The following is a 22,104-nucleotide window of genomic DNA, read 5'->3' as shown; positions in this document are numbered from 1 at the left end:
AAACGGGAAGCGGAGCACTGGCTCTAACCCACAAGGTCGAGGCCGAAGCCCCGCATTTAGGGATGGTAGGTGACTCCGCTTCCTTGGCTGGCTACCCAGAAGATAGGGCAGTGCAATCATACAAGGGGTGGTTGACCTTCCGTCAGAACGTCAGCTAACTCTAGTATTTCTAAGTCTGATTTTTCAACCAACCCCAACCCCTCCTCAGCTGAGGAGGGGAGCTAGCCGTAGTTCCGGTCCGCAACTCGGATTGACCGCCCCGGGCCCAAAAAGCGGCGGGCTGGCTATTTTGCCGGCTGATGAGTAGCCGCTAATTCCGGGACGTTATGCCGCATTCTACCCCGCCGCCCGCCATCCGCGCCCGCGGCCTCACCAAGCGCTACGGCCCGCGGCCGGTGGTCGACGACGTATCCTTCGAACTGCCGGCCGGCGAGACGCTGGTGCTGCTGGGCCCCTCGGGCTGCGGCAAGACTACCCTGCTCAAGATGCTCAACCGCCTCGTGGAGCCCGACGCCGGTACGGTGGAAATCCACGGGCAGGACGCGCGCCGGCAGCCCGCCGAAGAGCTGCGCCGCGGCATGGGCTACGTGATTCAGCAGGTGGGCCTGCTGCCGCACTACTCGGTGGCCGACAACGTGGCCGTGGTGCCGCGCCTGCTCGGCCACGCCCCGGCCGCCATAGCGGCCCGCACCTACGAGCTGCTCACCCGCCTGCACCTGCCCCCGGCCGAGTACGCCGCCCGGCTGCCGCACGAGCTGTCGGGCGGGCAGCAGCAGCGCGTGGGCCTGGCCCGGGCCCTGGCCGCCGACCCGCCCATCGTGCTGCTCGACGAGCCCTTCGGCGCCCTCGACCCGCTGGTACGCGCCGGCATCCGCCGCGACTTCCGCGAGCTGCCCGAGTTGCAAGGCAAAACCGTGGTGCTCGTCACCCACGACGTGACCGAGGCCTTCGAGCTGGCCGACCGCATTATGCTGCTCGACGCCGGCCGGGTGCAGCAGCTGGGCACCCCGCGCGAGCTGCTGCTGCGCCCGGCCAACGACTTCGTGCGCCGCTTCTTCGCCGCCGAGCGGCTGAGCCTGCAGCTGCGCACCCTCACCCTGGCCGAGCTGCAGCCCTGGCTGCGCGGGGCTGCCCCGGCCGGGTTGACCGCGCTATCCGCCGCGGCTACGGTGCAGCAGGCCCTGGAGCAGCTGGCGGCCACGCCCCGGGCCGAAGAAGCCGCCGGCGCCCTCATGCAAGCCTTCCACCACGCCCTCCACGCCGAAGCCCAATGAAGATGCTAACCGAGCTGCTGGCGTTCTGGCAGGCGCAGGCCGGCAAGCTGGCCGAACAAACCCTGCAGCACATCGGGCTGACGGCTGCCGCCCTGCTGCTGGCGGTGCTGCTGGGCGTGCCCGCCGGCCTCTGGCTCACCCGCCGCCCGCGCTGGGCGCCCGCCGTGCTGGGCCTGGCCGGGGTGCTGCAAACGGTGCCCAGCATTGCCCTGCTCGGCTTCCTGATTCCGCTGCTGGGCATCGGGCCGGCGCCGGCCATCGTGGCCCTGCTGCTGTACTCGCTGCTGCCCATCATCCGCAACACCGTCACGGGCATTCAGGGGGTGAGCCCGGCCGTGGTGGAGGCGGCCCGCGGCCTGGGCTTCACCGACGGGCAGGTGCTGCGCCGGGTGCAGCTGCCGCTGGCCTTGCCGGTGCTGTTTGCGGGCATCCGCACGGCCACGGTTATCGGGGTGGGCGTGGCCACGCTGGCGGCCTACGTGGCGGCCGGGGGGCTGGGCGAGTTTATCTTCGGCGGCATTGCCCTGAACAATCCCGTGATGATTCTGGCCGGCGCCCTGCCCGCCGCCGCCCTGGCCCTGGCCTTCGACGCGGCCCTGGCCGGCCTGCAGCGCCTGAGCCTGCGGCGGCTGCCGCGGGTAGGCGCGGGGCTGCTGATCCTGTTGCCGCTGCTGGGCGCGCTGTACCTGCTGCCGGGGGCCGCCGGGCGGCTGCGGGCCGGCTTCAGCCCCGAGTTTATCGGCCGCGCCGACGGGCTGCCCGGGCTGCAGCGCGCCTACGGTCTGCGCCGCCTGCCCGGCGTGGTGCTGGCCCCGGCCCTGGTCTACCAGGCCGCCCGCGCCGCCGAGGTCGACGTCATCGACGGCTACAGCACCGACGGGCGCATCCGGGCTTACGGTCTGCAAGTGCTGCGCGACGACAAGCGCGTGTTTCCGCCCTACTACGCCGCCCCGGTGCTGCGCCCGGCCCTGCTGCGGGCCCACCCCGAGCTGGGCCCGGTGCTGCAGCTGCTCAGCGGGCAGCTTTCCGACTCGGCCATGACCGAGCTGAACTACCGCGTGGATTACCTGCACCAGGAGCCCCGGGCGGTGGCCGAGGGCTGGCTGCGCCGCCGCGGCCTGTGGCGCCCCCCGCGGCCCGCCGCGCCGGGGGCCGCCACCGTGCGCCTGGGCTCCAAAATCTTCGCCGAGCAGTACATTCTGGTGGAAATGTACGCGGCCCTCATCCGCGGCTACACCGATCTGCAGGTGCAAACCAAAACCGGCCTGGGCGGCACCACCATCTGCTTCGAAGCCCTGCGCGCCGGCGCTATCGACCTGTACCCGGAGTACACCGGTACCGGTCTGCAGGTGCTGCTGCAGCCCCCGCCCGCCGCCCTCGATTCCCTGGGCGGGCGGCCGGCGGCGGTATTCGGCTACGTGCAGCGGGAGTTTCGGCGGCGCTACGCGCTGGAGTGGCTGCCGCCGCTGGGCTTCAACAACACCTACGCCCTGCTCATGCGCCGCCGCCAGGCCCGGCAGCTGGGCATCAGCACGGTGTCGGATTTGGGGCGGTACCTGAGGCGCTGAATTGGTCAAGAGGCCTGTCTGGTCGAGGAGTATGTACGCGGCCTGGCTTTCCAATGCTGACCTTGTATGCGCTATATTGAAGCGCTTATGGACGAGCTAAAAAGATGCTACACGCTATACATCAGAACAAAGCAGGGAGAGGTACCTATGTGCAGTTGAATTGGCGTGAAGTCTTTAAAGGCTGCGAAGACACTCTAACCTCCGCCGTGTTTGGGCCACTGTTTCACCTGCCGCCGGAGGTGTTCTGGCAACTGTTGCAGAGCTCTTTCTCTCAGCTGCAGTTACCCATCAACACCAACACCAAGCTGTTGGGCTATCAGTTCTGGCCCCGCTGGGATGCTGCGGGAACGGCTAATGCCCGTGACGTAGAGCCCGATCTGTTTATCCGCACCTCTGATTTCGACCTCATTATTGAGGCCAAGCGCTACGACGTGCCGCAGCAATATGCTACGCAGTGGGAAAACGAAGTGCAAGCATACTTCAACGAGTTCGGGGTTGGCGCTAGGCCGGTGTTTGTACTGGCAATTGGCGGTTTTGAAGCGGGCGACGAAGCTCCCTCATTAATAGGTGCTGGCAATTCCCAAGTGACTGTGTTTAAGGGGCGGTGGCGTAATTTGCTGGCGGCCGCCCGCTATCTGCGGACGCAACTCACAGCAGTAGATTCATGGGCGGTAAGCAACACGCTGACTGATATCATCCGGGGATTTGAGCTGCACGGATTCACCGTGACGGACTGGTTTGCGACGTTGCCCCGCCAAGACCTTGCCCCCCTGCGCCTGCAAGCTGGTTTATGCTTGCTGCTGACCACGAACACTGCCCAGCATGCTTAGGTTTGGGCCATAACTCCCCGCAATGAATACCGACCTCTCCCTCGCCGAAATGGAAAGCGTGCTGTTGGACGTACGCCGCGCTTACCGGTTGCTATACCTCTATCAAAACCGCGTGTTGAACACCGTCCGGTTCATTGGCGAACGAATGGGCTTCGATTACGAAGGAGGGTATCCGTGGTTTAGCAACAATACCCCCCGCGAAGGAAAATGGGCCGACCTCGAAAGCTGGGCTTGGGACTGGCTCAATATGTACTACTACGAATTTCGCTTTCGTGAGAAAGTGGTTGGGGGCGAACGAATCCGCTTCTCGGCGGTCATTCAGTCTGACACCGGCCACTACGATGGCACCGGCACGGAAGGAACGCAAATAGGGCTTTTCGCACCGGTCGAGCAGAGCCAGACTCGCATTCATCTGCTGGTGGGGCAAGATGCTTGGGTAAGTGACTTCGAGCAGATATTCCCGCTCATCCATCAGGGCGCTAACACCAAGCCTTTCGTCGGGCAAAAGTCCGGGGGAAGGCTATTCACCAAATCGTACCCATTGCTGGCTTTTCATGGTGAAGCCAGCAGTCGGGATACCCTGGCTGATTTTACACGGCTCTGTAGCCATCATGGCTTGCCGGAGCTTGTCGCGCAGTGACAAACCAGATTCGGCTGCTTGGTTGAAAACGAAGCTGTAAGCCCGACTCACCGGCCTGCGGCCTCCTGCCGCCGCAGCGGCTCCACGATTTTCCGGCTGAGTCAGAAAGAACCGAATACTGACCTGCTCAAAAAAATGACAAGCCAGTCGGAAACTCGTTCCGGCCGTCAGTTTCCTGCCCCGGAATAATGTGGTAATCCATGCCCGTAAGCAGCGGCAGATGATAGATTGATGAATACCGGCAAGATAAAAACGCCGGCCTCGCCGGGGCCGGCGTTGGTCGAAGTCGGGCGGGCGGTGGTTAGCCTTTCAGCTTCTGCTCGATGAGGGCAATAATGTCCTTGTTGCCCCCGGCCTTGGCGGCAGCCAGCAGCGTGGCGCCCTGCCCGTCGGCGGCCCTGACGTCGGCGCCGCTCTGCAGCAGGTACTGCACGATGGCCATGTGGCCCTGCGAGGCGGCGGCTATCAGGGCCGTTTCCTGCCCGGCATCCTTGGCGTTGATCTGGGCCTTGTGCTGCAAGAGCGCCTTGACAATATCCAAATTTCCGTTGGTAGCGGCCGTAATCAGAAAGGTGGTGCGGAAGCCGGGCATCACCTCGATGGGGGCGTTGGCGTCGGCCCCGGCTTGGAGGATGGTTTGGGCCCCGGCCGCGTCGTTTTTCATCACGGCCTTAAACAAATCCTTGGTCGGCGTCTGGGCTGCGGCCGCGCCGGCCAGGCCCAGCAGCAAGGCCAGCAGCAGGAAGTAATGCTTCATGAGTAAGCGGTGAAGGGCAAGCGGATAAGAATGTAAAAGTACCAAACACCGTGGGGTGTACAAGCTCCGCCGCGGTGCCAGTCAGTAACTCCCGCCAAGTCAGCCACAACGAGCACGGCCCGGCGTCACCACCGCGTACGGTGGCGCCCGGCTGGCCTGTAGCAGCTGGTTGCCTAAGCTGCCCGGGCCGCCGCGGCCGCCTGCCGCCGCCCGATGGCCTGGGCAATGACGCTGGCCAGCAGAATCTGGAGGGCGTGGTAGAGCATGGTGGGCAGCAGCAGCACCCCGGTGGCGGCGGTGCCCGCAAAGAGCAGCCGGGCCATGACGGTGCCGTGCACCAGGGACTTTTTCGAGCCGCAGAACAGGGCCGTAATCTGGTCTTCGGCCGAGAAGCCTAGCAGGCGGCTGCTCAGGATGATGACCGCGTACACCACCGCAAACAGGGCCACCATGCCCAGGGCCAGTAGCCCCAGCGTGCCCGCGTCGTAGCCCCGGAACACGCCCTGCTCAAACGACTCGCAGAACGAAGAGTACACCAGCAGCAGGATGATGCTCTGGTCGAATACGCGCAGGCCGGCCTTGTGCTGCTCGGCCCAGGCCCCGAAGCGCCGGTGCAGCAGCACGCCCAGGACCACCGGCAGCAGCACCTGCAGGCAGAGGTCGAGCACCAGCCCGCCGAGCTGCCCCGAGCCGCCGGTGTGCAGCACCACGCTCACCCACAGCGGCGTCAGCACGATGCCTAGTAGGCTGGACACGCTGGCGTTGAAGATGGCCCCGGGCAGGTTGCCGCCCGCAATACTGACCATCACCACCGACGTCGACACCGTGCTCGGCAGCACACAGAGGTAGAAAATACTGGCCCAGAGCGCCTCGTTGTCGGCCCCCGCAAACCAGGGGCGCACGGCCAGGGCCAGCAGCGGAAATACCCCGAAAGTGGTCAGCTGCACCAGCGCGTGCAGGCGCCAGTTGCGCAGGCCGGCCTTGAGCTTGTCGGGGCTCAGGCGCAGTCCGTAGAGAAAGAAGATGACGGCCACGCCGGCCGTGGTAATCGGACCCCAGGGCACCGGGCTACTCTTGCTGCCGATGCCGGGCGCGAGGTAGGCCAGCAGCACCACGGCCATCAGGCCAAAGAAAAACCAGTCGAGGCCGGCGCGCTGAAACAGGGCCGCCAGGCGGCCGGAGGAAGTAGGAGAGGCGGGGGAAGCTTGGGGCATAGGCGGTATGGATGCGGGGCGGCGGAGGCCGCAAAAGTGGGCATACGCACTAAAACGGCCGGCCGCCGAAGCCGCCGTATCTTCGCCGCCCATCTTATGGAATACCTCGACGCGACGTTGGCGCTGCTCTGCGCCTTTGCTTTTCTGGCCGGCTTTATCGACGCCATCGTGGGCGGCGGCGGGCTGATTCAGCTCCCGGCCATGCTGCTCCTGCTCAAGGGCGTGCCGGTGCCCACCATCCTGGGCACGGGCAAGGTGTCGTCCATTGCGGGCACGGCGGCGGCGCTGCGGCGCTACGTCGGGCAGGTGCCGGTGCGCTGGCCGGCGGTGGGCACGGCGGCCGTGGCGGCGGGCATTTTCTCGTTTCTGGGCTCCCGGGTGGTGAGTTTGCTGCCCTCCGAGCTGCTGCGCCCCTTGGTGCTGGGGCTGCTGGTGGTTATTGCCGTGTACACCTTCTGGCGCAAGGACTTCGGCGCCATCCACGCCCCGCGCCTGCCCGAGCGCAAGGAGCCGCTCTACGGCGCGGGCATCGGCCTGCTGCTGGGCTTCTACGACGGCTTTTTCGGCCCCGGCACCGGCTCCTTGCTGCTATTCGCCTTCGTGGGTTTGTTTGGCTACGACTTCCTCAGCGCCTCGGCCTCGGCCAAGCTGGTGAACGTGGCCACCAACCTGGCCAGCCTGCTCTATTTTGCCTACACCGGCCACATCCTCTGGCACGTCGCCCTGCCCATGGCCGCCTGCAACATGCTCGGCTCCACCCTCGGCGCCCGGCTGGCCCTGCAGAAAGGCGTGGGCTTCGTGCGGGTGCTGTTCCTGGTAGTAGTCGGCGCCATCATCCTCAAGCTGGGCTGGGAAACGTTCGGCCGGTAGGGGAGGACAAAACAGAACGTCATCCTGAGGCAAAGCCGAAGGACCTTCCTCCCACCCCGCACCGCCGCCGATGCCAACGTGCAGGAGCTATTGCTCTTGAACAACTGCCCATCACCGCCCGGACGATTGAGCGTTTGCGCCATGACTTACACGGCGGTGCGGGGTGGGAGGAAGGTCCTTCGGCTACGCCTCAGGATGACCGCCAGATTACCCTACACCAGCTCCTGCAAGTCGCTCAGCTGCTCGATGCGGGCGTCGTACTCGGGCACTTCCCCGAAGCCGTAGGCGGCGAAGATGAAGCCGATGCCGTTGGCGCGGGCGGCCAGGTAGTCGCCCTCGGTGTCGCCCACGTAGGCGGGGGCGCGCAGGCCGAAGTGCCGGATGATGCTGCGCACGTTGTCGGCCTTGGGCTGGTGCAAGGTGCCGAAGCACAGGTGGCCCTCAAAGAACCGGCCCGTCTGGGTGTGGGCCAGAAAGGCCTCGATGTAGCCCGTCTGGCAGTTGCTGACGATGAACAGGCGGTACTTGCCGGCCAGATATTCCAGGGTAGCGCGTAGCTCGGGGTAGGGCTGCCCGCCCTGCCGCCGGGCGCTGAGCAGTTCTTCCTGGGCGCAGATCTGCCGAAATTCCTCGCGCTGCTCCGTGGTCAGCTCCGGAAACAGCCGCTCGTACACCACGGGGTAGGGCTGGCCCGTCACGGCCTGCACGGCCGCCTCGGTAATGTCGCTGTGCACGTAGCTGACGCGCTGCCGGGCCTGGCGGAAGCCCGCCGTTACGGTGGCGGAGGCGTCCCAAAGCGTGCCGTCGAGGTCAAAAATCAAACTGTCGAGTTCCGGGGGCATAGGCTGAACATGAGGTGGAACAAGGGCCGCGCAAAACGGGCCGGTACTGCATTTAACTCCGACCACTGGAATTTGTTGAGCCCCGGCCACCCGCCAGGCCCGCCACGGTCGAGCTTCGCCCGGCTGGTTACAGGCCGCAAAAAGCCCCGCCGGACCGATCTGCACAACCGGCCCGGCGGGGCTCTGAAAGTCAACGAAAATGGCCTCAGCGGGCCGATACGGCGTACTTGTTGGCCAGCTCGGTGTACTTGGCGGCTTCGGCGGCGTTGCCCTGGCTGCTGTAAGCCTTGGCCAGGCCGGTGCAGGCCGCCGCGTTTTTCTTGTAGCGCCCCAGCGCCAGATCGTAGTAGCTGATGGCGCGGCCGGCGTTGCCCTCGGCCTGGGCCTGGTCGCCCTTGAGGGCGTAGTACGTCGACCAGTCGCGGGGCGAGAGGGTGCTCAGGGCGAAGGGCACCGGCACGGTGAAGCGCAGGGGCTTGTCGCTGCGGCGGGCGGCGGCCAGGGCGGCCGGGGGCACCAATAAGCTGCCGGGGCGGCTCACGCGCTGCACCGCCAGCTCGTCGAGGCCGTGGCCCAGGTGCTGAAACACGGTGGTCGAATCGGCCAGCACGCGCCCCTGCCGGTCCAGCACGAAGCTCACCAGCACCTTGCCCTCCACCTTCTTGTCAATGGCTTCGAAGGTGTAATCATCGCCGATGGTCTGGGCCATTCCCGCAAAGGAACCCATCAGCAAACCGCCCAGTAGGAACATGCGCATAACCCGAAAGCCGTTAGAAAGTGAAAAAGACGAAGCCCCAACCGGGCTCCATCTAAATATAACTATTTCTTTCTGACTGGCAAGCGTCGGAGTGAGGACTCACTACTCGCCGCGGCCGGGGGGCAGGCCGGGCACGGCGTTGCCCTGGCTGGCCGCCTGGCTCGGCACGCCCATTTTCTTCTCGCGGGCTTGCTGGTACTTGTTGAACTGCGCCGGCGACAACACATCCTTGAGCAAAGTCAGGCGCGAGGAGCCGATGTCTTCAACCACCTCGTTCATCTTGCGCAAATCCTGGCGGTACTGAATGCGGGCCACTTCCACCTGCCGGATGCAGCGCTGGTTGATGTCGAGCACCTTGGCTTCCTGCTGGGGCGTGAGGCCCAGGGCCTGCTTCAGGTTTTGGGTCAGGCTTTGGGCCTGGGCCTGAATCTTGGTCTCGTCGACCTTGGGCGCGGGGGCGGGCGGCGGGGTCTGGGGCTTGGCCGCGCCGGCCGGCTTGGCTTTGGGCTTGGCGGTCTGGGCCTGGGTAGCGGCGGGGGCGGCCAGCAGGGCGGCGGTCAGCAGCAGGGCCGGGAAGAAATGAGCAGGAGAAGTCATAAGCGGGAGATTCGGCCGGTGGGGGACGGCGGAAAGTGGCCGCGCGAAATTAACGGCCGGCGGCCTTTGTGTTGCCCTAACGCCGAAACGGGCCGGAATATTCCCAGCGGGGGCCGCATTTCTGCCGGCGGGTGTAACCTTTCGCCGGCTCTGGTCATAGAAAGCAGCATGAAGCAGCAATCCTCCCGTTCCACCTGGCTCAAGGCCGCCGGCATCGGCGCCGCCGTGGCCGCCGCCGCGCTCTGGGCCAACCGCCGCGGCTCCTACGACTTGCGCGGCCGCGTCGTGCTCATCACCGGCGGCTCGCGCGGCCTCGGCCTGGTGCTGGCCCGGCAGGCCGCCGCCGAGGGCGCCAAAGTTGCCATCTGCGCCCGCGACGCCGAGGAGCTGGAGCGCGCCCGCCAGGACGTGCAGACCGAAGGCGCCGCCCAGGTGCTCACCTTCGTGCGCGACTTGTCCGACGAAACGGCCGTGCGCACCCTGGTGCAGGAAGTGCGCCAGCAGCTCGGCCCCATCGACGTGCTCATCAACAACGCGGGCATCATCACCGGCGGCCCGCTGGAGCACATGGACGTGCGCGACTACCAGGAAACCATGGACATCCATTTCTGGGCCGCCCTGCACGCCATGTACGCGGTGCTGCCCGAAATGAAAAAGCGCCGGGAGGGCCGCATCATCAACATCGCCTCGGTGGGCGGCAAGGTATCGGTGCCGCACCTGGCCCCGTACTGCGCCAGCAAATTCGCCCTGGTAGGCCTGTCCGAAGGCTTCCGGGCCGAGCTGCTGCGCTACGGCGTGTACGTGACGACGGTGTGCCCCGGGCTGATGCGCACCGGCTCGGCCCGGCACGCGGTGGTAAAGGGCCAGCACGTGCTCGAATTCGCCTGGTTTATGATTTCGGACTCGCTGCCGGCCCTCACCGTCAGCGCCGAGTACGCGGCCCGGCAGATCTGGAATGCCGCCCGCCGCGGCGACGCCGAGCTGATTCTGGGTTTGCCCGCCAAGCTGATTTCGCTGCTGCACGGCGTGGCGCCCGGAACCGTGGCCAACCTGATGAGCTGGGTGAACCGCACCCTGCCCGACGCCACCGGCCCCGCCGGCGACGTGCGCCGCCGCGGCTTCGAAAGCGAATCGGACGTCACCGAATCCTGGCTGACGGGCCTTACGCGCAAGGCCGAGCGGGAAAACAACCAACTGAAAGACCACCCGCCGTACCCGGCGTGAGGGCTGGCGCCGGTTTAGCGAGCAAAGCGAGTGTAACCGGTGCCGAAAATAAAGCAGGTTTTCAACCTGCGTGGAACGTTGCTGAATGGTGCCGCTGAAGTTGTGTCCGGGCGCCGCCCGCAGGCTGGAAGCCTGCTTTATTTTCGGCACCGGTTACGCTCGTTTCACTCGCTAAACCGGCGCCGGTGCACTCCAGCAGCCTGCTTCAGGGCTTGACGGGGAACAGCTGCTCGTCGACCTGAGTGCCCTGCCCGGCCACCCGGCACCAGGTACTGCCCTGCTTGATGTAGACTTCCAGCCGCCGCACTTTCAGGGCCACGTCCTGGCCGGCCACGCTCAGGCGTACGTCGGCCAGCCAGTTGGCTACGGCGGAGGTGCCGTTATACACGCGGATAATTTCGCTGCCCGGCACGACGCGGATGGACTTGAAGACGGCTTTTTCCTTGGCCTGCGCGGCCCGCCACTCCGCTTCCGAAAAGGAAATGTCGCCCTTGGGGCCCACGGCTACCATGTCGCGGCAAGCAGGGGTGGGGCGGTAGCCGCCGGGCTGGTGCAGGATGGCCCGAATTTGCTGCCGCTCGGCGGGGTAGCTGAGCGTATCCACTTGGGCGTAGGCGGTGGTAGCCAGCGGCAGCAGGGTGCTTATCAGCAGGAATTTCATCGGTACGGGGTTGATTCGGGCCAAAGCTACCGGCCCCGCCAGCCGGGAAATAGTATAAAAACGACGACTGTCAGAGCCGCAAATCGTCCTGCAGCGTCAGCGGGGCGGCCAGGATTTCGCGGGTGATGAGCTTGGGCGTGGCGCCCGCGAACTGCTTGAAGTCCCGAATCAGGTGCATCTGGTCGTAGTAGCCGCAGTGGTGGCTGATGCTGGTCCAGCTAAGCCGGGGCTGGCGCACTTTCAGGCGGTAGGCCTGCGAGAAGCGGACCACCCGCGCGAAGAACTTGGGCGAGTAACCCAGGATTTCCCGGCTGCGGCGCTCAAACTGCCGCAAGCTCAGGCACGACAAAGCCGCCATGTGCTCGATGCTATCCGCGGGGCCCGGCTGGAGCATGAGCCGCAGGCTGCGCTCCAACGGACTGACCGTCTGCAGGGCGAGCTTGCGCAGCAGGTAAGTCTCCACAATGTTCTTGAGGGCCAGCGGGTGCTGGGTTTCCCGCAGCTGCTCCGTCACCTGCTGGATGTCGCGGCCTAGCACCAGGGCGGCATCGAGCGGGTAATCGAGCAGCTCGGGCAGGGGCAGGCGCAGCAGCCGAAACAGCCCGCCGGGCTGGAAGCCCACCGTGACGAAGCGGTGGTGGGCGCCCATGGCGAGGTCTACCTTGGTGGTCTGCGGGCCGATGATGACGCAGGCGGGCAGCTCGGTATACGCCTGCTGCCCGCTGCGGCTGCGGGTGGCGTCGCCGGGGTAAAAGTTGAGGCTGTGCTGGGGCGTGGGCGGAAAAGGGGCGCTACGGCCGTACGCCGGGCCGGGCAGGTGCACGTCCACTGTCATGATGTGGCTGACGGCGGGGCGCAGGAGCGGGTGCGGGAGAAAAAAGCTGGGGCTCATGGCGCAGGGCTGGCCGGCGGGGCACCCGGGCCGGCTGCCAACAAGCTACGCATTAGGCCGGCAACCGGGGCAAAGCCGCCGCCCCCGCGCGCCCGACGAACGGGCCGCAGGGCCAACCCGCCGCGGCCGGTAAACGTATTGCCGCAGCCGCCTGCTAGCTAATAGGGGCCGAATCACCAAAATTCTGTCTGGCCAAGTGCCACCCGCCTGGTTCGGCGAAAAACTCCCATCTTTGCGTCATGCTCCCCTGCCTTCAGTCGCGCTATTATTATTACGCCCCCTGCCCGCCCACCGGCTTCGGCAGTGGACGTGTATGCGCGCTGATGCCCGAGCCGACAGAGTAGCGTCGCTCATCAGAACCGCTTCATACGCCCCTCTCCGCCAGCCGGAGAGGGGCTTTTTGTTTTTCACCCTCTTCAAACATTCGTCAGCCATGACTCCGCTCCAACAACATTACGACCAGTACACTGCCGAGGACCGCCAGGTATGGCAGCTGCTCTTCGAGCGGCAGCTGCAGGCCCTGCCCGGCCGCGCCGCCCCCGAGTTTATGGAGGGCCTGGCCCGCATCGGCTTCACGGCCGACCGTATTCCCGAATTCCGCCAGACCAACCAGGTGCTGCGCCGCCTCACCGGCTGGGAGCTGGTGGCCGTGCCCGGCATCGTCGACGACGCGGCGTTTTTCGGGCTGCTGGCGGCCCGGCAGTTTCCGGCCACCACCTGGCTGCGCAAGCTCGCCGAGCTGGATTACCTCGAAGAGCCCGACATGTTCCACGACGTGTTCGGCCACGTGCCGCTGCTCACCAACCCGGCGTTTGCCCGCTTTCTGCACCAGCTCGGCCACATCGGCCTGCGCCACGCCTCCGATGCGGCCGCCGTGGAGCTGCTGGCCCGCCTGTACTGGTTTACGGTGGAGTTCGGCCTCATCCGCGACGTGGGCAGCGGGCAGGCGCGCATCTACGGGGCGGGCATTCTGTCCTCGGCCGGCGAGACGCGCTACAGCCTCGGCAGTGAGCCGAAGCGTCATTCCTTCGACGTGGCCGCCGTGCTCGACACCGCCTTCCGCAAGGACGTATTCCAGACCGACTACTTCGTGGTGGATTCGCTGGAGCAGCTGTTCGACTCTCTGCCCGCGCTGCAGCGGCAGCTGCGCGCCGCCGCGGCGGAAGTAGGGTAGAAGGCCGACGCTCGGCAGCAGTTGCTTCGGATACCCTTATTTCGGGCCGATGAAACAACTGCTGCTGAGCTTGCTGCTGGCCATCGGGCTGCCGCTGGGCGCCTGGGCGCAAGTAGCCTTACCGGACAGCCTGCCTACCAATCCGGGGCCGGACAAGGGCTTCGTGTGTGGTCGGCCGTGGTTGGGCCCGACGTACGAGCCGCAGCCCATCCGGCGCTTCACGGACCTGCCCGACAGCATCCAGCGCCGCCTGTTGCAGCACCTGCGCGGGCGGCTCGGCCCGGTGCTGCTGGCCCGGCTGGACTTCGTGGGCGGCGCCCGGGTTGATTTGCCGGCGCTACGCCGGGCCGATGCGGAACAGCACTCCACGGGCCGGCACTGGACGGTCTACTCGTACTACATCTGTCTGGCCCTGCGCGACGTGCTGTCGCAGGGGCGGCCGTATAAGTCGGGCATGGCGCTGGATTCGCTCGGGCAGGTAGGAGAGGAAATCCAACTGCCCGACGTGGTCCGGGAACCGGACAAGGGCGTCATTATCGGCCCGGAGCAGGCGCTGAAGCTGGCCCGGCAGTATGGGCTGCGGCGGTTTTGGTGGGGCCGCCGCTTTCAGCAGCTGGAGCTGGCGTACCAGAAAAGCTCCGGCACCATGATCTGGGGAGTTACGCGGGGCACCGTGCGACTACGCCACCGCTTGGAGCGTGACGTCCGGCTGAATGCGCACAGCGGTGAGCTGTTAGGACGGTCATCGGGAAAGAAATGGACTGGCTGGTAAAAGGCGGGGCGGCCGGGCTGCCACGGTCCGAATGCACCCGGCTGCCTATCTTCCCGGCCGTGACGTTTCCCGTTCAGCTCCACCTCGGCCCCATTATGCTGCCGGCCCACCTGCTCTTCGAGGTGCTGGCCTACTCCCTGGGCTACCGCCTCTACGTGCACCTGCGCCGCCCCGGGCAGGACCGCATCAGCACCGACGACCGGCTCTGGATTTTCATCGGGGCCGCCGCGGGAGCCTTGCTGGGCTCCCGGGTGCTGGGCTTGCTGGAGCACCCGCAGGAGCTGCTGCACCCGCCCGGCGGGCCGCTGTACTACTTCACCAACAAGACCATCGTGGGCGGGCTGCTCGGCGGACTCATCGGCGTGGAGCTGACCAAGAAGCGCCTGGGCGTGACGGCCTCGTCGGGCGACCTGATGGTGTTTCCCATCATCCTGGGCATGGTGCTGGGCCGTACCGGCTGCTTCCTCTCCGGCCTCGAAGACGGCACCTACGGCACGCCCTCCACCTTGCCCTGGGCTATGGACCTCGGCGACGGAGTGCCGCGCCACCCCACCAACCTCTACGAAATCCTGTTCTGGCTGCTGCTCGGGGCCGGGCTGTGGCTCTTGGAGCGCCGCCGTCCGCTGCCCGACGGCTGGCGTTTCCGCCTGCTGCTGAGCACGTACCTGCTGTTTCGGCTGCTGGTCGAGTTCATCAAGCCCACCGCGCCGCTGCCCGGGCTGCTGCTGACCAGCATTCAGTGGGCCTGCGTGGGCGGGCTGCTGTACTACGCCTGGCTCTGGGGGCGGGAGGCGCTGGCGGGCCGAACCACCACGGCCGGCTCCCGGGCCTGAACGGCTTCGTCATCAGTTATGAAACCGGGTGGGATTCTGCTGCTACTGGCTTTGCTGGCCCTGGCCGCGCCGGGCCGGGCCCAGCGGCTGTCGGCCGCTACGCGCCGGGCGGTAACGGAACTGCGGCACTCGCGCCTGGGCCGGCGCCACCTGGTCGGCACCGGTATCGGGCGGCCCTGCCCGGACACCACCGGCGGCTCCGGCCTGTGCCAAGCCAGCAATGCCGAGCTGGCGCGGCTGGCCAATCGGCTGCGGCCCACCCTGCGTTCCTACGCGTTCGGTATTCTGGTGCGGCGGCGGGCCCCCGAGGTGTTTCCGCTGCTGCGGCGGCACCTGCGCGACCGGGGCCGCCTGTCGGTGCGCAAGGTGCACGTCATCGGCCCCGAATGGGTGGGCGACTATTGGCTGGAAGTGGCCTGCGGCGAGGCGTCCGGGCGGGCCAACTGCGCGCTGACGCCCGGCCAGCAAGCCAGCATCGACAGCCTGCTCTTGTTTCAGCCCGGCATCTGGCTGAGCGCCAAAAGCCGCTTGCTGCGCGAGCTGCCCGCCGCGCCGCGCTACTACCCGCGGGTGCGGCACCTGGCCCACCGGCCCTGGAACTTCCCCGAGGCCCTGCTGCCGCTCGGGCGCTACCAGCAGCCCCGGGATATTCCGCTGATTCGCCGCAGCCTGGGCTACCGCGCCACGCAGGCCAACGGCCGGGGCCGAATGGCGCTGCAAGTGGTGCGCCAGTTCCCCCGGGAGGCGTACTACCCCAAACTACGGCGCCTGTTCGGGCGCAACCTCGCCTGGAAGTACTTCCGCGAAGACACCTGGCAGCCCCTTTTCGAGGCCCTGGCCCAGTACCCGCGCCCCGAAACGGTGACCCTGTTTCAGCAGGCCTTTCGGGCCGACGAGTTTCTGCGGGAGCGGCTGCTGGTGTACCTGCAGGTAGCCCTGCTGAAGTATCCGCACCCGCAGTGGCAGCCGTTGCAGGCGCAGCTGCAGCTCACCGATTACCAGCAGCAACGGGTGCGGGAATACCTGGAAAGGGGTTATTGAGCCGGTTGACGGGCTGGGCACTGGCTGGTCGGGCTGCCACCGGCGGCTGGCGCACTGCGCAAATCCCGGCATATCAGGCGTGCTGATTACCTTTCCGGACCTATGACCTTTGTACCCCCGCCGCTGCGGCGCCCCGCTATCCGGTTGTTTTTCCTGCTGCTGAGCCTGCTGCCCGCCCTCAGCTTCGCGCAGTCGAAAGCCCCCGCCAAGCCCCTGTCCGAGGAAACCCGGCGCGCCAACCTCGAAACCCAGCTCACGCAGATGGAGCAGGCGTTTCTGCAGGAAGACTTCGAGGTCTACGCCGACTTCCTGCACCCCGACGTGCTGCGCGTGGCCGGCGGGGCCGACGCCTTTGCCGGCAAGCTGCGCAAAAGCGCCGAGCAGCTCAGCGCCGGCGGCGGCAAGGTCAGCGGCCTCACGCACGGGGCGCCCTCCCGCATCGTGCGCGCCGACCGGGAGCTGCAGTGCACCGTGCCCCAAACGCTGGAGCTGCAGCAGGGCGGCCAGGCCCGCAGCTTGCCCACCACGCTGCTGGCCATTTCCACCGACGGCGGCCTGCACTGGGCCTTCCTCGATACGGCCGGCAAGGACTGGGAATCGGTGCGGCGCCTGGTGCCCAGCCTGAGCCGGGAAATCGTGCTGCCGGTCCGGCAATAACGCCCGGTTATGCCTGTGGTACTGATTCGGCTGGCGCTGCTGGGGCTGCTGCTGGAAGGGCTTGGTGTCCATCGGGCCCGGGCGCAGTGTCTGGATACCAACACCTTGCTGGATTCCGTCTACGCCATCAACCTGCGCAGCCTGAACGCCTTGCGCTACCACGCCAACGACACCGTCAGGGGAGAAATGGTCGGGCTGCAGCTGCCGGACCGCTACACCCCGCTGCTACTGGCCAAAATATTTCGGCGCCACCTCAAGCAGGAATCGATAGTCGGCGCCGATTCCACGCGGTTCGACCTCGGGTTCCGGTTTTACGCGGCGCCGGTTACGCGCCTGGCCTGGCAGCCCGGGCCGCACGTACGGGTAGCCGTGGTAAGCCAGGCCACCACGGCCTATCTGCTCACTTTGCGGGAGGATTTGTCGCTGATTGACTTCGTGACCGTCGACCAGATAATGCCGGATGGTTACCTGATGGACCAGAAAAAAGGCAGCTGCCTGGCCCGCCACACCGGCATCGACGCCGAACTGACGCCCGCGGGCCGCCTCAGCCAGACGCACTGGCGCAAGGTGGTAAAATGCAGCACGGGCCAGGTGCAGGCCCAGACCAACCGGAAAAAATACTTCCAGATTCAGGCCGACGGCCGCATCGCGGCGCAGTAGCGGCGGCATCCGCCAAAAATGTGGCAGCTTCACCCCATGTCCTTAGCGCCGACCTCGCCCCGCCTTCTTTCGCCCCTGTCCGTCTTGGCCCTGCTGCTGCTCGGCTGGGTCCTCATCCTGCTCGGCCACTACTACGCCGTGCCGCCGCCGCCGGCCGGCCCTGGCTTATTGCCCTCAGCGACCCGGCCGTGCACGCGCTGGTGGCCGTGGTGCTGGTGCTGCCGCTCTGCCTGCTGGGCCGCATCGGCTGGTGGCTGGCCCTGTTCACCGTAGCCCCGGCCGTGCTCATCGACCTCGACCACGCCGTGGCCGCCGGCTCCCTGCATCCGGCCCGCATGATTAGCCTGGCGGCGCGGCCGCTGAGCCACAGCCTGCTGTTTGCCCTTGGCGCGGGCGGGTTGCTGGCCGCCTTGTGGCGTACGCGCAGCCGCCGCTACCCGCTGGGGCTGCTCTGGTACTTGTTCGGCCTGAGCCTGGCCTCGCACGTGCTGCGCGACGCCGCCGACGGCAACGAAACCACGCCCTGGGCCTGGCCGGCGGCCTCCCCGGCGTGGCCGGCCGGACTATTTTTCGGCCTGTTCTTCGCCCTGAGCCTGCTGCACCTGCTGCTGGCAGCGCGCCGGCCGGGGCCGGCCGCCGTTTTGCGGCCCGAATAAAGTTGTTAGGTTGCGGCCGGTCTTTCTCTCCTGATTCGCCGCCGCGCCATGCCCGAACGTCCTTATACCTACTACGACTTCACCCTGAGTCTCTGCCCGCACTGCCTGCGCCGCGTGGAGGCCAAAATCGTCTTCCAGGACGAGGCCGTGTACATGCTCAAGCGCTGCCCCGAGCACGGCCGGCAGAAAGTACGCATTGCCTCCGATATCGAGTACTACAAGCAGATTCGCAACTACGTGAAGCAGAGCGAGGTGCCGCGCCGCTTCAACACCGCCACCCACTACGGCTGCCCCTACGACTGCGGCCTGTGCACCGACCACGAGCAGCACTCCTGCCTGACGGTAGTGGAAATAACCGACCGCTGCAACCTGACCTGCCCCACCTGCTACGCCGAAAGCAGCCCCACCCACGGCCGGCACCGCACCCTGGAGGAAGTCGAGCAGATGATTGACACGCTGGTGGCCAACGAGGGCGAGCCGGACGTGGTGCAGATTTCGGGCGGGGAGCCTACGCTGCACCCGCAGTTCTGGGAAATCCTCGACATGTGCAAGCGCAAGCCCATCAAGCACCTGATGGTCAACACAAACGGGGTGCGCCTGGCCAAGGACGAGGAGTTTGTGGCCCGGCTGGCTACCTACATGCCCGCCTTCGAGGTGTACCTGCAGTTCGACTCCTTCCGCGAAGACGTGCTGCGCCAGATGCGCGGCCGCGACCTGCGCCAGGTGCGCCTCGATGCCCTGGCGCACCTGAACAAGTACAACCTGAGCACCACGCTCGTGGCCACCTTGCAAAAGGGCCTGAACGACGATGAAATGGGCCAGATCATTGACTTCGCCCTGAAGCAGAAGTGCGTGCGCGGCGTCACCTTCCAGCCCACCCAGGCCGCCGGCCGCCTCGACCACTTCTCCGACGAGGGCCGCATCTCGCTCACCGACGTGCGCACCGGCATCCTGGAGCAGAGCCCGGTATTCTCGGCCGACGACCTGCTGCCCGTGCCCTGCAACCCCGACGCGCTGGCCATGGCCTACGCCCTCAAGCTCGACGGCGAGGTGTACCCGCTCACCCGCTACATCAAGCCCGCCGAGCTGCTGCAGAACTCGCGCAACACCATCGTGTTTGAGCGCGACCCGCGCCTGCAGGGCCACCTGATGCGCATGTTCAGCACCGCCAACACCGTCGATACCGTCACGCCCGAGCTAAACCAGCTTTTGTGCTGCCTGCCGCTGGTACAGGCGCCCACGCTGCGCTACGAAAACCTGTTTCGCATCATCATCCTGCAGTTCATGGACGCCTGGAACTTCGACGTGCGCGCCGTCAAGAAGTCCTGCGTGCACATCGTCTCGAAGGACAACAAGATCATTCCCTTCGAAACGATGAACATCTTCTACCGCGACCAGCCCAAGCAGGAGCGCCTGGAAGTGCTGCGCGACATTCCGGTGCTCTAAGCCATGCAGCCGCCTCTTCCGCCGCCCCAGCCGCCCCCAACGCCGCCCAGCCGTATGGGCTGGGTGCTGCTGGCTCACCTCGGGCTGGTGCTCCTGTTGCACCTGGTCCGGCAGTTGGTCAACGACGACGTGGGTATCTTCCCTATGCTGTTCTTGTTGGCTTTCGGCGACCTGCTGGCTTTTTTCGTATTGCTGTTCTCCGGCCGCTGGCGCCTGGGGCTGGGCTTCCTGCTAGCCGGCCTGCTGGTTTTCCTCATCGGCTTCGGCGACTGCGCCACGCACCTGCACCTGGGCCCCATGCACTAGCTGCTAATTAACCCTGAGCTGCCATGCACCGGACCACGGCGACCATCCTCGGTATCAACTTCGGGCTCATCCTGCTGCTGGGCGTGGTGGCTTTGGCTACCACGCATGACCCCGTCGCGGCGGCTTTCACGCTGCTCTGGTTTGCCGTGCCGCTGTGGCTGCTCAACGGGCTGGCCTGGATTGTGACCTTGTTCAAGCTGCCCGAGAGCCGACCGTATTTTCAGGGTTTCCTGCTGGCCTGTCTCGTCCTGCCAATTATTGGCCTGGGCGCCTGCGGGCTGGCGTTTGTCAGCGGTTAAACCCGCGGCTGGCTTTGGTGCCGGCTGCCACATCAGGTAACGATGGAAAAGTATACTGCCCGCGTGCTGCTGCTCAACCTGCTGGCCCTGCTACTAGCTGCCGGCCTGCTGCGCCTGCTCAATCAGGGCCGCGAAGCCGGACTGGGCTTTATGCTGATGATGGCCTTTGCCATCGGGCTGCTGGCTTTGCTGAACCTGGTCGGGGTAGTGGCGGCCGATGGGCACCGCAAAGACTTCCTGCTGGGCCTGCTGCTGGTGCTGCTGGTGGGCTTCGGCGTCTGCCTGGGTACGCTGACCACGTACTAGCCACGCCTGGGCCAACAAAAACGCCCGACCACCAGAGGTGGCCGGGCGCCCCTGCCGGGTGGAGCCGGCAGGATTTGGGAAATCAGGTGCGCTTAGTGCGCGAAAGTGCTGGTGTAGGTAACGGCGGCGGCGCCTTCACCCTCGGTAAATTTCAGCGTCAGGGCGTTGGCCGACAGGGCTTCCACCGCGTAAGTGCGCTCGTATTCGGGCAGCTTCACCACCAGGGCTTTGCCGTCTTCGCTCAGCGTGTAGGAGCCGGATTTCTGCTGGGGCAGGCCCGGATTGACCTTGGTAGCCCCCTCGTCCTGCACGTAGCGGCCGTCGGTGGTAAATTGGGTTAGGTTGTCCCGCATGGTCGACTTCAGCTGCCCGAACAAGCTCACCGTAGTGGCTTCCGAGGCGCCAGCGGCCTGGCTGGTCGTCGTCAGGTTGGTCATGCGCCACTGGCCGCCGGCCAGGAGCTGTTGCGGGGTTTGTTGCGCGGCAGCTTCGGCCTTGGCGGCCGGCTGCGCTACTTCTTCCAGTTCTTTTTCACACGATGCCAGACCAGCAAGGGTCAGCGCCAGGCTCAGGTAAACGGTCAGTTTCTTCATGAAAACGGGTAAATGGTTTGGTGAAGAAAACCGAGCCACTTGGCTCGATTGGCGGTTTGTCCTTTCGTTACACAATCCAACTTCACGCCCGGTACTACGGTGGCTAGCCCTGCGTTGTCGTCACAATGCTAAGGTAGACGGTATGGTTCAGTGTTTCGCGGAAAAAGTCAATAATTCAAACATTATATCTGAAAAATTCAATACAATTTCGTATTGTACTTTTGTATGTGGGTATAATGCAAAAGCCGCTTGCGTAACTAGCAGAACGGCTTTTGTTTAGCTGAAATTAGGAAAGAAAGCTCTCAGTGCTCTTTCTGGCACACCGGGCAGAAATAAGTAGCGCGCCCGCCGACGTACTTTTTTACAATTGCTTCCTGGTCGTTGGGGCAGTACTTATAAGCATCCGACCCCGCCACCGGGTACGTGTCCCATTCCCGGGCGTGTATTAGAAAAGTAGTAGGGAAGTGGCGGTAGTGCGCTTCCTGCTCGATGGCCGTGCGCAGCACCAGCCCGATGGCCGCGTGCAGCCGCCCCACCTCCGCCGGCGTGAGCGAACCGGCCACGCGCTCGGGGTGCAGCCCGGCCTGAAACAGCACCTCGTCCACAATCCAGTTGCCCAGCCCGGCCGTCAGGCGCTGGTCGAGCAGCAGGGGTTTGATGAGCGTCTTCTTGCGGGCCAGCGAAGCCGCTAGTTCTTCCACGGTCAAATCGAGGGCGTCGGGGCCGAGCTTTTTCTGGCGCTGAAACTCGGCCACGCTGTCCGCCAGCCGGATGCGGCCAAACTTACGCGGGTCGGTAAAGGCCACACGCAGGCCGTCGGCCAGTTCCAGGGCCACGCGGGTGAAGCGCGGTCGGTCGTGTTCGTCGCGGTAGGCGCCCACGTCGCCGGTCATGCCGAAGTGCAGGGCCAGCACCGGGCCGGTGGAGAGTTCAAGGAACAGGTTCTTGCCCAGCCGCCGCGTGCCCGTCACGGTAGCGCCCACCACCGCTTGGCGTAGCTCCGCCTCGGGCACGGCCAGCACGTGGGCATCAAATACTTCGAGCTGCGCAACGGTCTGCTGCAGCAGTAACTCATCCAAAAAGCGGCGGTAGGTTTCGACTTCGGGTAGTTCGGGCATTTCGGGGGCAAGGGTACAGGCGAAAGGTGACAGGTCGGATGCAACGGAAGCACCCGGCCTGGTATCTACGACAACACCAATCCTCCAGCTAAAATCCCACTGGAGCCAAACCTTTCT

General features: G+C 65.8%; 26 protein-coding genes. 17 read left to right on the top strand and 9 right to left on the bottom strand.

Annotated elements, in window-relative coordinates; translation table 11 throughout:
• Positions 1 to 326 precede the first annotated feature (326 nt).
• The 4 genes from EJV47_RS08100 to EJV47_RS08085 all read left to right on the top strand — a co-directional run bounded on the left by EJV47_RS08100 (position 327) and on the right by EJV47_RS08085 (position 4,312).
• Complete coding sequence (locus EJV47_RS08100) at positions 327 to 1,274, top strand: ABC transporter ATP-binding protein (protein WP_126692638.1); 948 nt, start codon at positions 327 to 329, stop codon at positions 1,272 to 1,274.
• Positions 1,271 to 2,842: an ABC transporter permease/substrate-binding protein gene (locus EJV47_RS08095; protein ID WP_126692637.1), complete on the top strand. Its 1,572-nt coding sequence runs from the start codon at positions 1,271 to 1,273 to the stop codon at positions 2,840 to 2,842. The genes EJV47_RS08100 and EJV47_RS08095 overlap by 4 nt, the downstream gene beginning before the upstream one ends.
• A 104-nt stretch (positions 2,843 to 2,946) precedes the next feature.
• Complete coding sequence (locus EJV47_RS08090) at positions 2,947 to 3,672, top strand: hypothetical protein (RefSeq protein ID WP_165903658.1); 726 nt, start codon at positions 2,947 to 2,949, stop codon at positions 3,670 to 3,672.
• Between the two features lie 22 nt (positions 3,673 to 3,694).
• Positions 3,695 to 4,312 (top strand): hypothetical protein, encoded by a 618-nt coding sequence (locus tag EJV47_RS08085; RefSeq protein WP_126692635.1) that lies wholly within the window; start codon positions 3,695 to 3,697, stop codon positions 4,310 to 4,312.
• A gap of 301 nt (positions 4,313 to 4,613) precedes the next feature.
• Here EJV47_RS08085 and EJV47_RS08080 read toward each other — a convergent pair whose 3' ends face one another.
• Together EJV47_RS08080 and EJV47_RS08075 are read right to left on the bottom strand one after the other, a co-directional pair.
• Positions 4,614 to 5,069, bottom strand: coding sequence for an ankyrin repeat domain-containing protein (locus EJV47_RS08080; RefSeq protein ID WP_126692634.1), 456 nt, complete (start codon positions 5,067 to 5,069; stop codon positions 4,614 to 4,616).
• A 173-nt stretch (positions 5,070 to 5,242) separates the two neighbouring features.
• Positions 5,243 to 6,283 carry a bile acid:sodium symporter family protein gene (locus EJV47_RS08075; protein ID WP_126692633.1) on the bottom strand — a complete coding sequence of 347 codons (1,041 nt, stop codon included), beginning with the start codon at positions 6,281 to 6,283 and terminating at the stop codon, positions 5,243 to 5,245.
• A gap of 96 nt (positions 6,284 to 6,379) precedes the next feature.
• Here EJV47_RS08075 and EJV47_RS08070 point away from each other — a divergent pair, with 96 nt between their 5' ends.
• Positions 6,380 to 7,153: a sulfite exporter TauE/SafE family protein gene (locus tag EJV47_RS08070; RefSeq protein ID WP_126692632.1), complete on the top strand. Its 774-nt coding sequence runs from the start codon at positions 6,380 to 6,382 to the stop codon at positions 7,151 to 7,153.
• A 212-nt stretch (positions 7,154 to 7,365) separates the two neighbouring features.
• On the opposite strand, the gene EJV47_RS08065 is transcribed toward EJV47_RS08070, so the two are convergent.
• The 3 genes from EJV47_RS08065 to EJV47_RS08055 all read right to left on the bottom strand — a co-directional run bounded on the left by EJV47_RS08065 (position 7,366) and on the right by EJV47_RS08055 (position 9,349).
• On the bottom strand, positions 7,366 to 7,995 hold the full coding sequence (locus tag EJV47_RS08065) for an HAD family hydrolase (RefSeq protein ID WP_126692631.1): 630 nt from the start codon (positions 7,993 to 7,995) through the stop codon (positions 7,366 to 7,368).
• A gap of 205 nt (positions 7,996 to 8,200) precedes the next feature.
• Positions 8,201 to 8,752, bottom strand: coding sequence for a tetratricopeptide repeat protein (locus EJV47_RS08060; RefSeq protein ID WP_126692630.1), 552 nt, complete (start codon positions 8,750 to 8,752; stop codon positions 8,201 to 8,203).
• A gap of 102 nt (positions 8,753 to 8,854) precedes the next feature.
• Positions 8,855 to 9,349: a hypothetical protein gene (locus EJV47_RS08055; protein WP_126692629.1), complete on the bottom strand. Its 495-nt coding sequence runs from the start codon at positions 9,347 to 9,349 to the stop codon at positions 8,855 to 8,857.
• A gap of 168 nt (positions 9,350 to 9,517) precedes the next feature.
• Here EJV47_RS08055 and EJV47_RS08050 point away from each other — a divergent pair, with 168 nt between their 5' ends.
• Positions 9,518 to 10,573: an SDR family NAD(P)-dependent oxidoreductase gene (locus EJV47_RS08050; protein WP_126692628.1), complete on the top strand. Its 1,056-nt coding sequence runs from the start codon at positions 9,518 to 9,520 to the stop codon at positions 10,571 to 10,573.
• A 205-nt stretch (positions 10,574 to 10,778) separates the two neighbouring features.
• Here EJV47_RS08050 and EJV47_RS08045 read toward each other — a convergent pair whose 3' ends face one another.
• Both EJV47_RS08045 and EJV47_RS08040 read right to left on the bottom strand, forming a co-directional pair.
• Positions 10,779 to 11,234 carry a nuclear transport factor 2 family protein gene (locus EJV47_RS08045; protein WP_126692627.1) on the bottom strand — a complete coding sequence of 152 codons (456 nt, stop codon included), beginning with the start codon at positions 11,232 to 11,234 and terminating at the stop codon, positions 10,779 to 10,781.
• A gap of 70 nt (positions 11,235 to 11,304) precedes the next feature.
• Entirely contained in the window at positions 11,305 to 12,126 is an 822-nt protein-coding gene (locus EJV47_RS08040; RefSeq protein WP_126692626.1) for a helix-turn-helix domain-containing protein, read from the bottom strand.
• A gap of 433 nt (positions 12,127 to 12,559) precedes the next feature.
• Between EJV47_RS08040 and phhA the strand changes: the two genes are divergently transcribed.
• The 11 genes from phhA to EJV47_RS07985 all read left to right on the top strand — a co-directional run bounded on the left by phhA (position 12,560) and on the right by EJV47_RS07985 (position 20,276).
• Positions 12,560 to 13,300 (top strand): phenylalanine 4-monooxygenase, encoded by a 741-nt coding sequence (phhA, locus tag EJV47_RS08035; protein WP_126692625.1) that lies wholly within the window; start codon positions 12,560 to 12,562, stop codon positions 13,298 to 13,300.
• A gap of 49 nt (positions 13,301 to 13,349) precedes the next feature.
• Positions 13,350 to 14,072 (top strand): hypothetical protein, encoded by a 723-nt coding sequence (locus tag EJV47_RS08030; protein ID WP_126692624.1) that lies wholly within the window; start codon positions 13,350 to 13,352, stop codon positions 14,070 to 14,072.
• A 59-nt stretch (positions 14,073 to 14,131) separates the two neighbouring features.
• A complete protein-coding gene (locus tag EJV47_RS08025; protein ID WP_126692623.1) occupies positions 14,132 to 14,905 on the top strand; it encodes a prolipoprotein diacylglyceryl transferase in 774 nt (257 codons plus the stop codon).
• An 18-nt stretch (positions 14,906 to 14,923) separates the two neighbouring features.
• A complete protein-coding gene (locus EJV47_RS08020) occupies positions 14,924 to 15,946 on the top strand; it encodes a hypothetical protein (RefSeq protein ID WP_126692622.1) in 1,023 nt (340 codons plus the stop codon).
• 102 nt (positions 15,947 to 16,048) lie between these two features.
• Positions 16,049 to 16,603: a hypothetical protein gene (locus EJV47_RS08015; RefSeq protein ID WP_126692621.1), complete on the top strand. Its 555-nt coding sequence runs from the start codon at positions 16,049 to 16,051 to the stop codon at positions 16,601 to 16,603.
• Between the two features lie 9 nt (positions 16,604 to 16,612).
• Positions 16,613 to 17,263: a hypothetical protein gene (locus EJV47_RS08010; RefSeq protein WP_126692620.1), complete on the top strand. Its 651-nt coding sequence runs from the start codon at positions 16,613 to 16,615 to the stop codon at positions 17,261 to 17,263.
• Between the two features lie 188 nt (positions 17,264 to 17,451).
• The gene (locus tag EJV47_RS28380; protein ID WP_207895855.1) at positions 17,452 to 17,919 is read left to right on the top strand and encodes a metal-dependent hydrolase; all 468 of its coding nucleotides are present in this window, start codon (positions 17,452 to 17,454) and stop codon (positions 17,917 to 17,919) included.
• 48 nt (positions 17,920 to 17,967) lie between these two features.
• Positions 17,968 to 19,365 carry a radical SAM protein gene (locus EJV47_RS08000; protein WP_126692618.1) on the top strand — a complete coding sequence of 466 codons (1,398 nt, stop codon included), beginning with the start codon at positions 17,968 to 17,970 and terminating at the stop codon, positions 19,363 to 19,365.
• 3 nt (positions 19,366 to 19,368) lie between these two features.
• Complete coding sequence (locus tag EJV47_RS07995) at positions 19,369 to 19,671, top strand: hypothetical protein (RefSeq protein ID WP_126692617.1); 303 nt, start codon at positions 19,369 to 19,371, stop codon at positions 19,669 to 19,671.
• 23 nt (positions 19,672 to 19,694) lie between these two features.
• A complete protein-coding gene (locus tag EJV47_RS07990) occupies positions 19,695 to 19,970 on the top strand; it encodes a hypothetical protein (protein WP_126692616.1) in 276 nt (91 codons plus the stop codon).
• Positions 19,971 to 20,012: 42 nt separating this feature from the next.
• Positions 20,013 to 20,276, top strand: coding sequence for a hypothetical protein (locus tag EJV47_RS07985; RefSeq protein WP_126692615.1), 264 nt, complete (start codon positions 20,013 to 20,015; stop codon positions 20,274 to 20,276).
• A gap of 92 nt (positions 20,277 to 20,368) precedes the next feature.
• Here EJV47_RS07985 and EJV47_RS07980 read toward each other — a convergent pair whose 3' ends face one another.
• Positions 20,369 to 20,869 carry a DUF5004 domain-containing protein gene (locus tag EJV47_RS07980; protein WP_126692614.1) on the bottom strand — a complete coding sequence of 167 codons (501 nt, stop codon included), beginning with the start codon at positions 20,867 to 20,869 and terminating at the stop codon, positions 20,369 to 20,371.
• 302 nt (positions 20,870 to 21,171) lie between these two features.
• The gene (gene mutM, locus EJV47_RS07975; protein ID WP_126692613.1) at positions 21,172 to 21,987 is read right to left on the bottom strand and encodes a DNA-formamidopyrimidine glycosylase; all 816 of its coding nucleotides are present in this window, start codon (positions 21,985 to 21,987) and stop codon (positions 21,172 to 21,174) included.
• Positions 21,988 to 22,104 lie beyond the last annotated feature (117 nt).

This window comes from Hymenobacter gummosus, from assembly GCF_003970915.1.
Classification (GTDB): Bacteria; Bacteroidota; Bacteroidia; order Cytophagales; family Hymenobacteraceae; genus Solirubrum; species Solirubrum gummosum.
The sequence above is the reverse complement of the archived record's forward strand: the minus strand, read 5'-3'. Positions and strand labels throughout refer to the sequence as shown.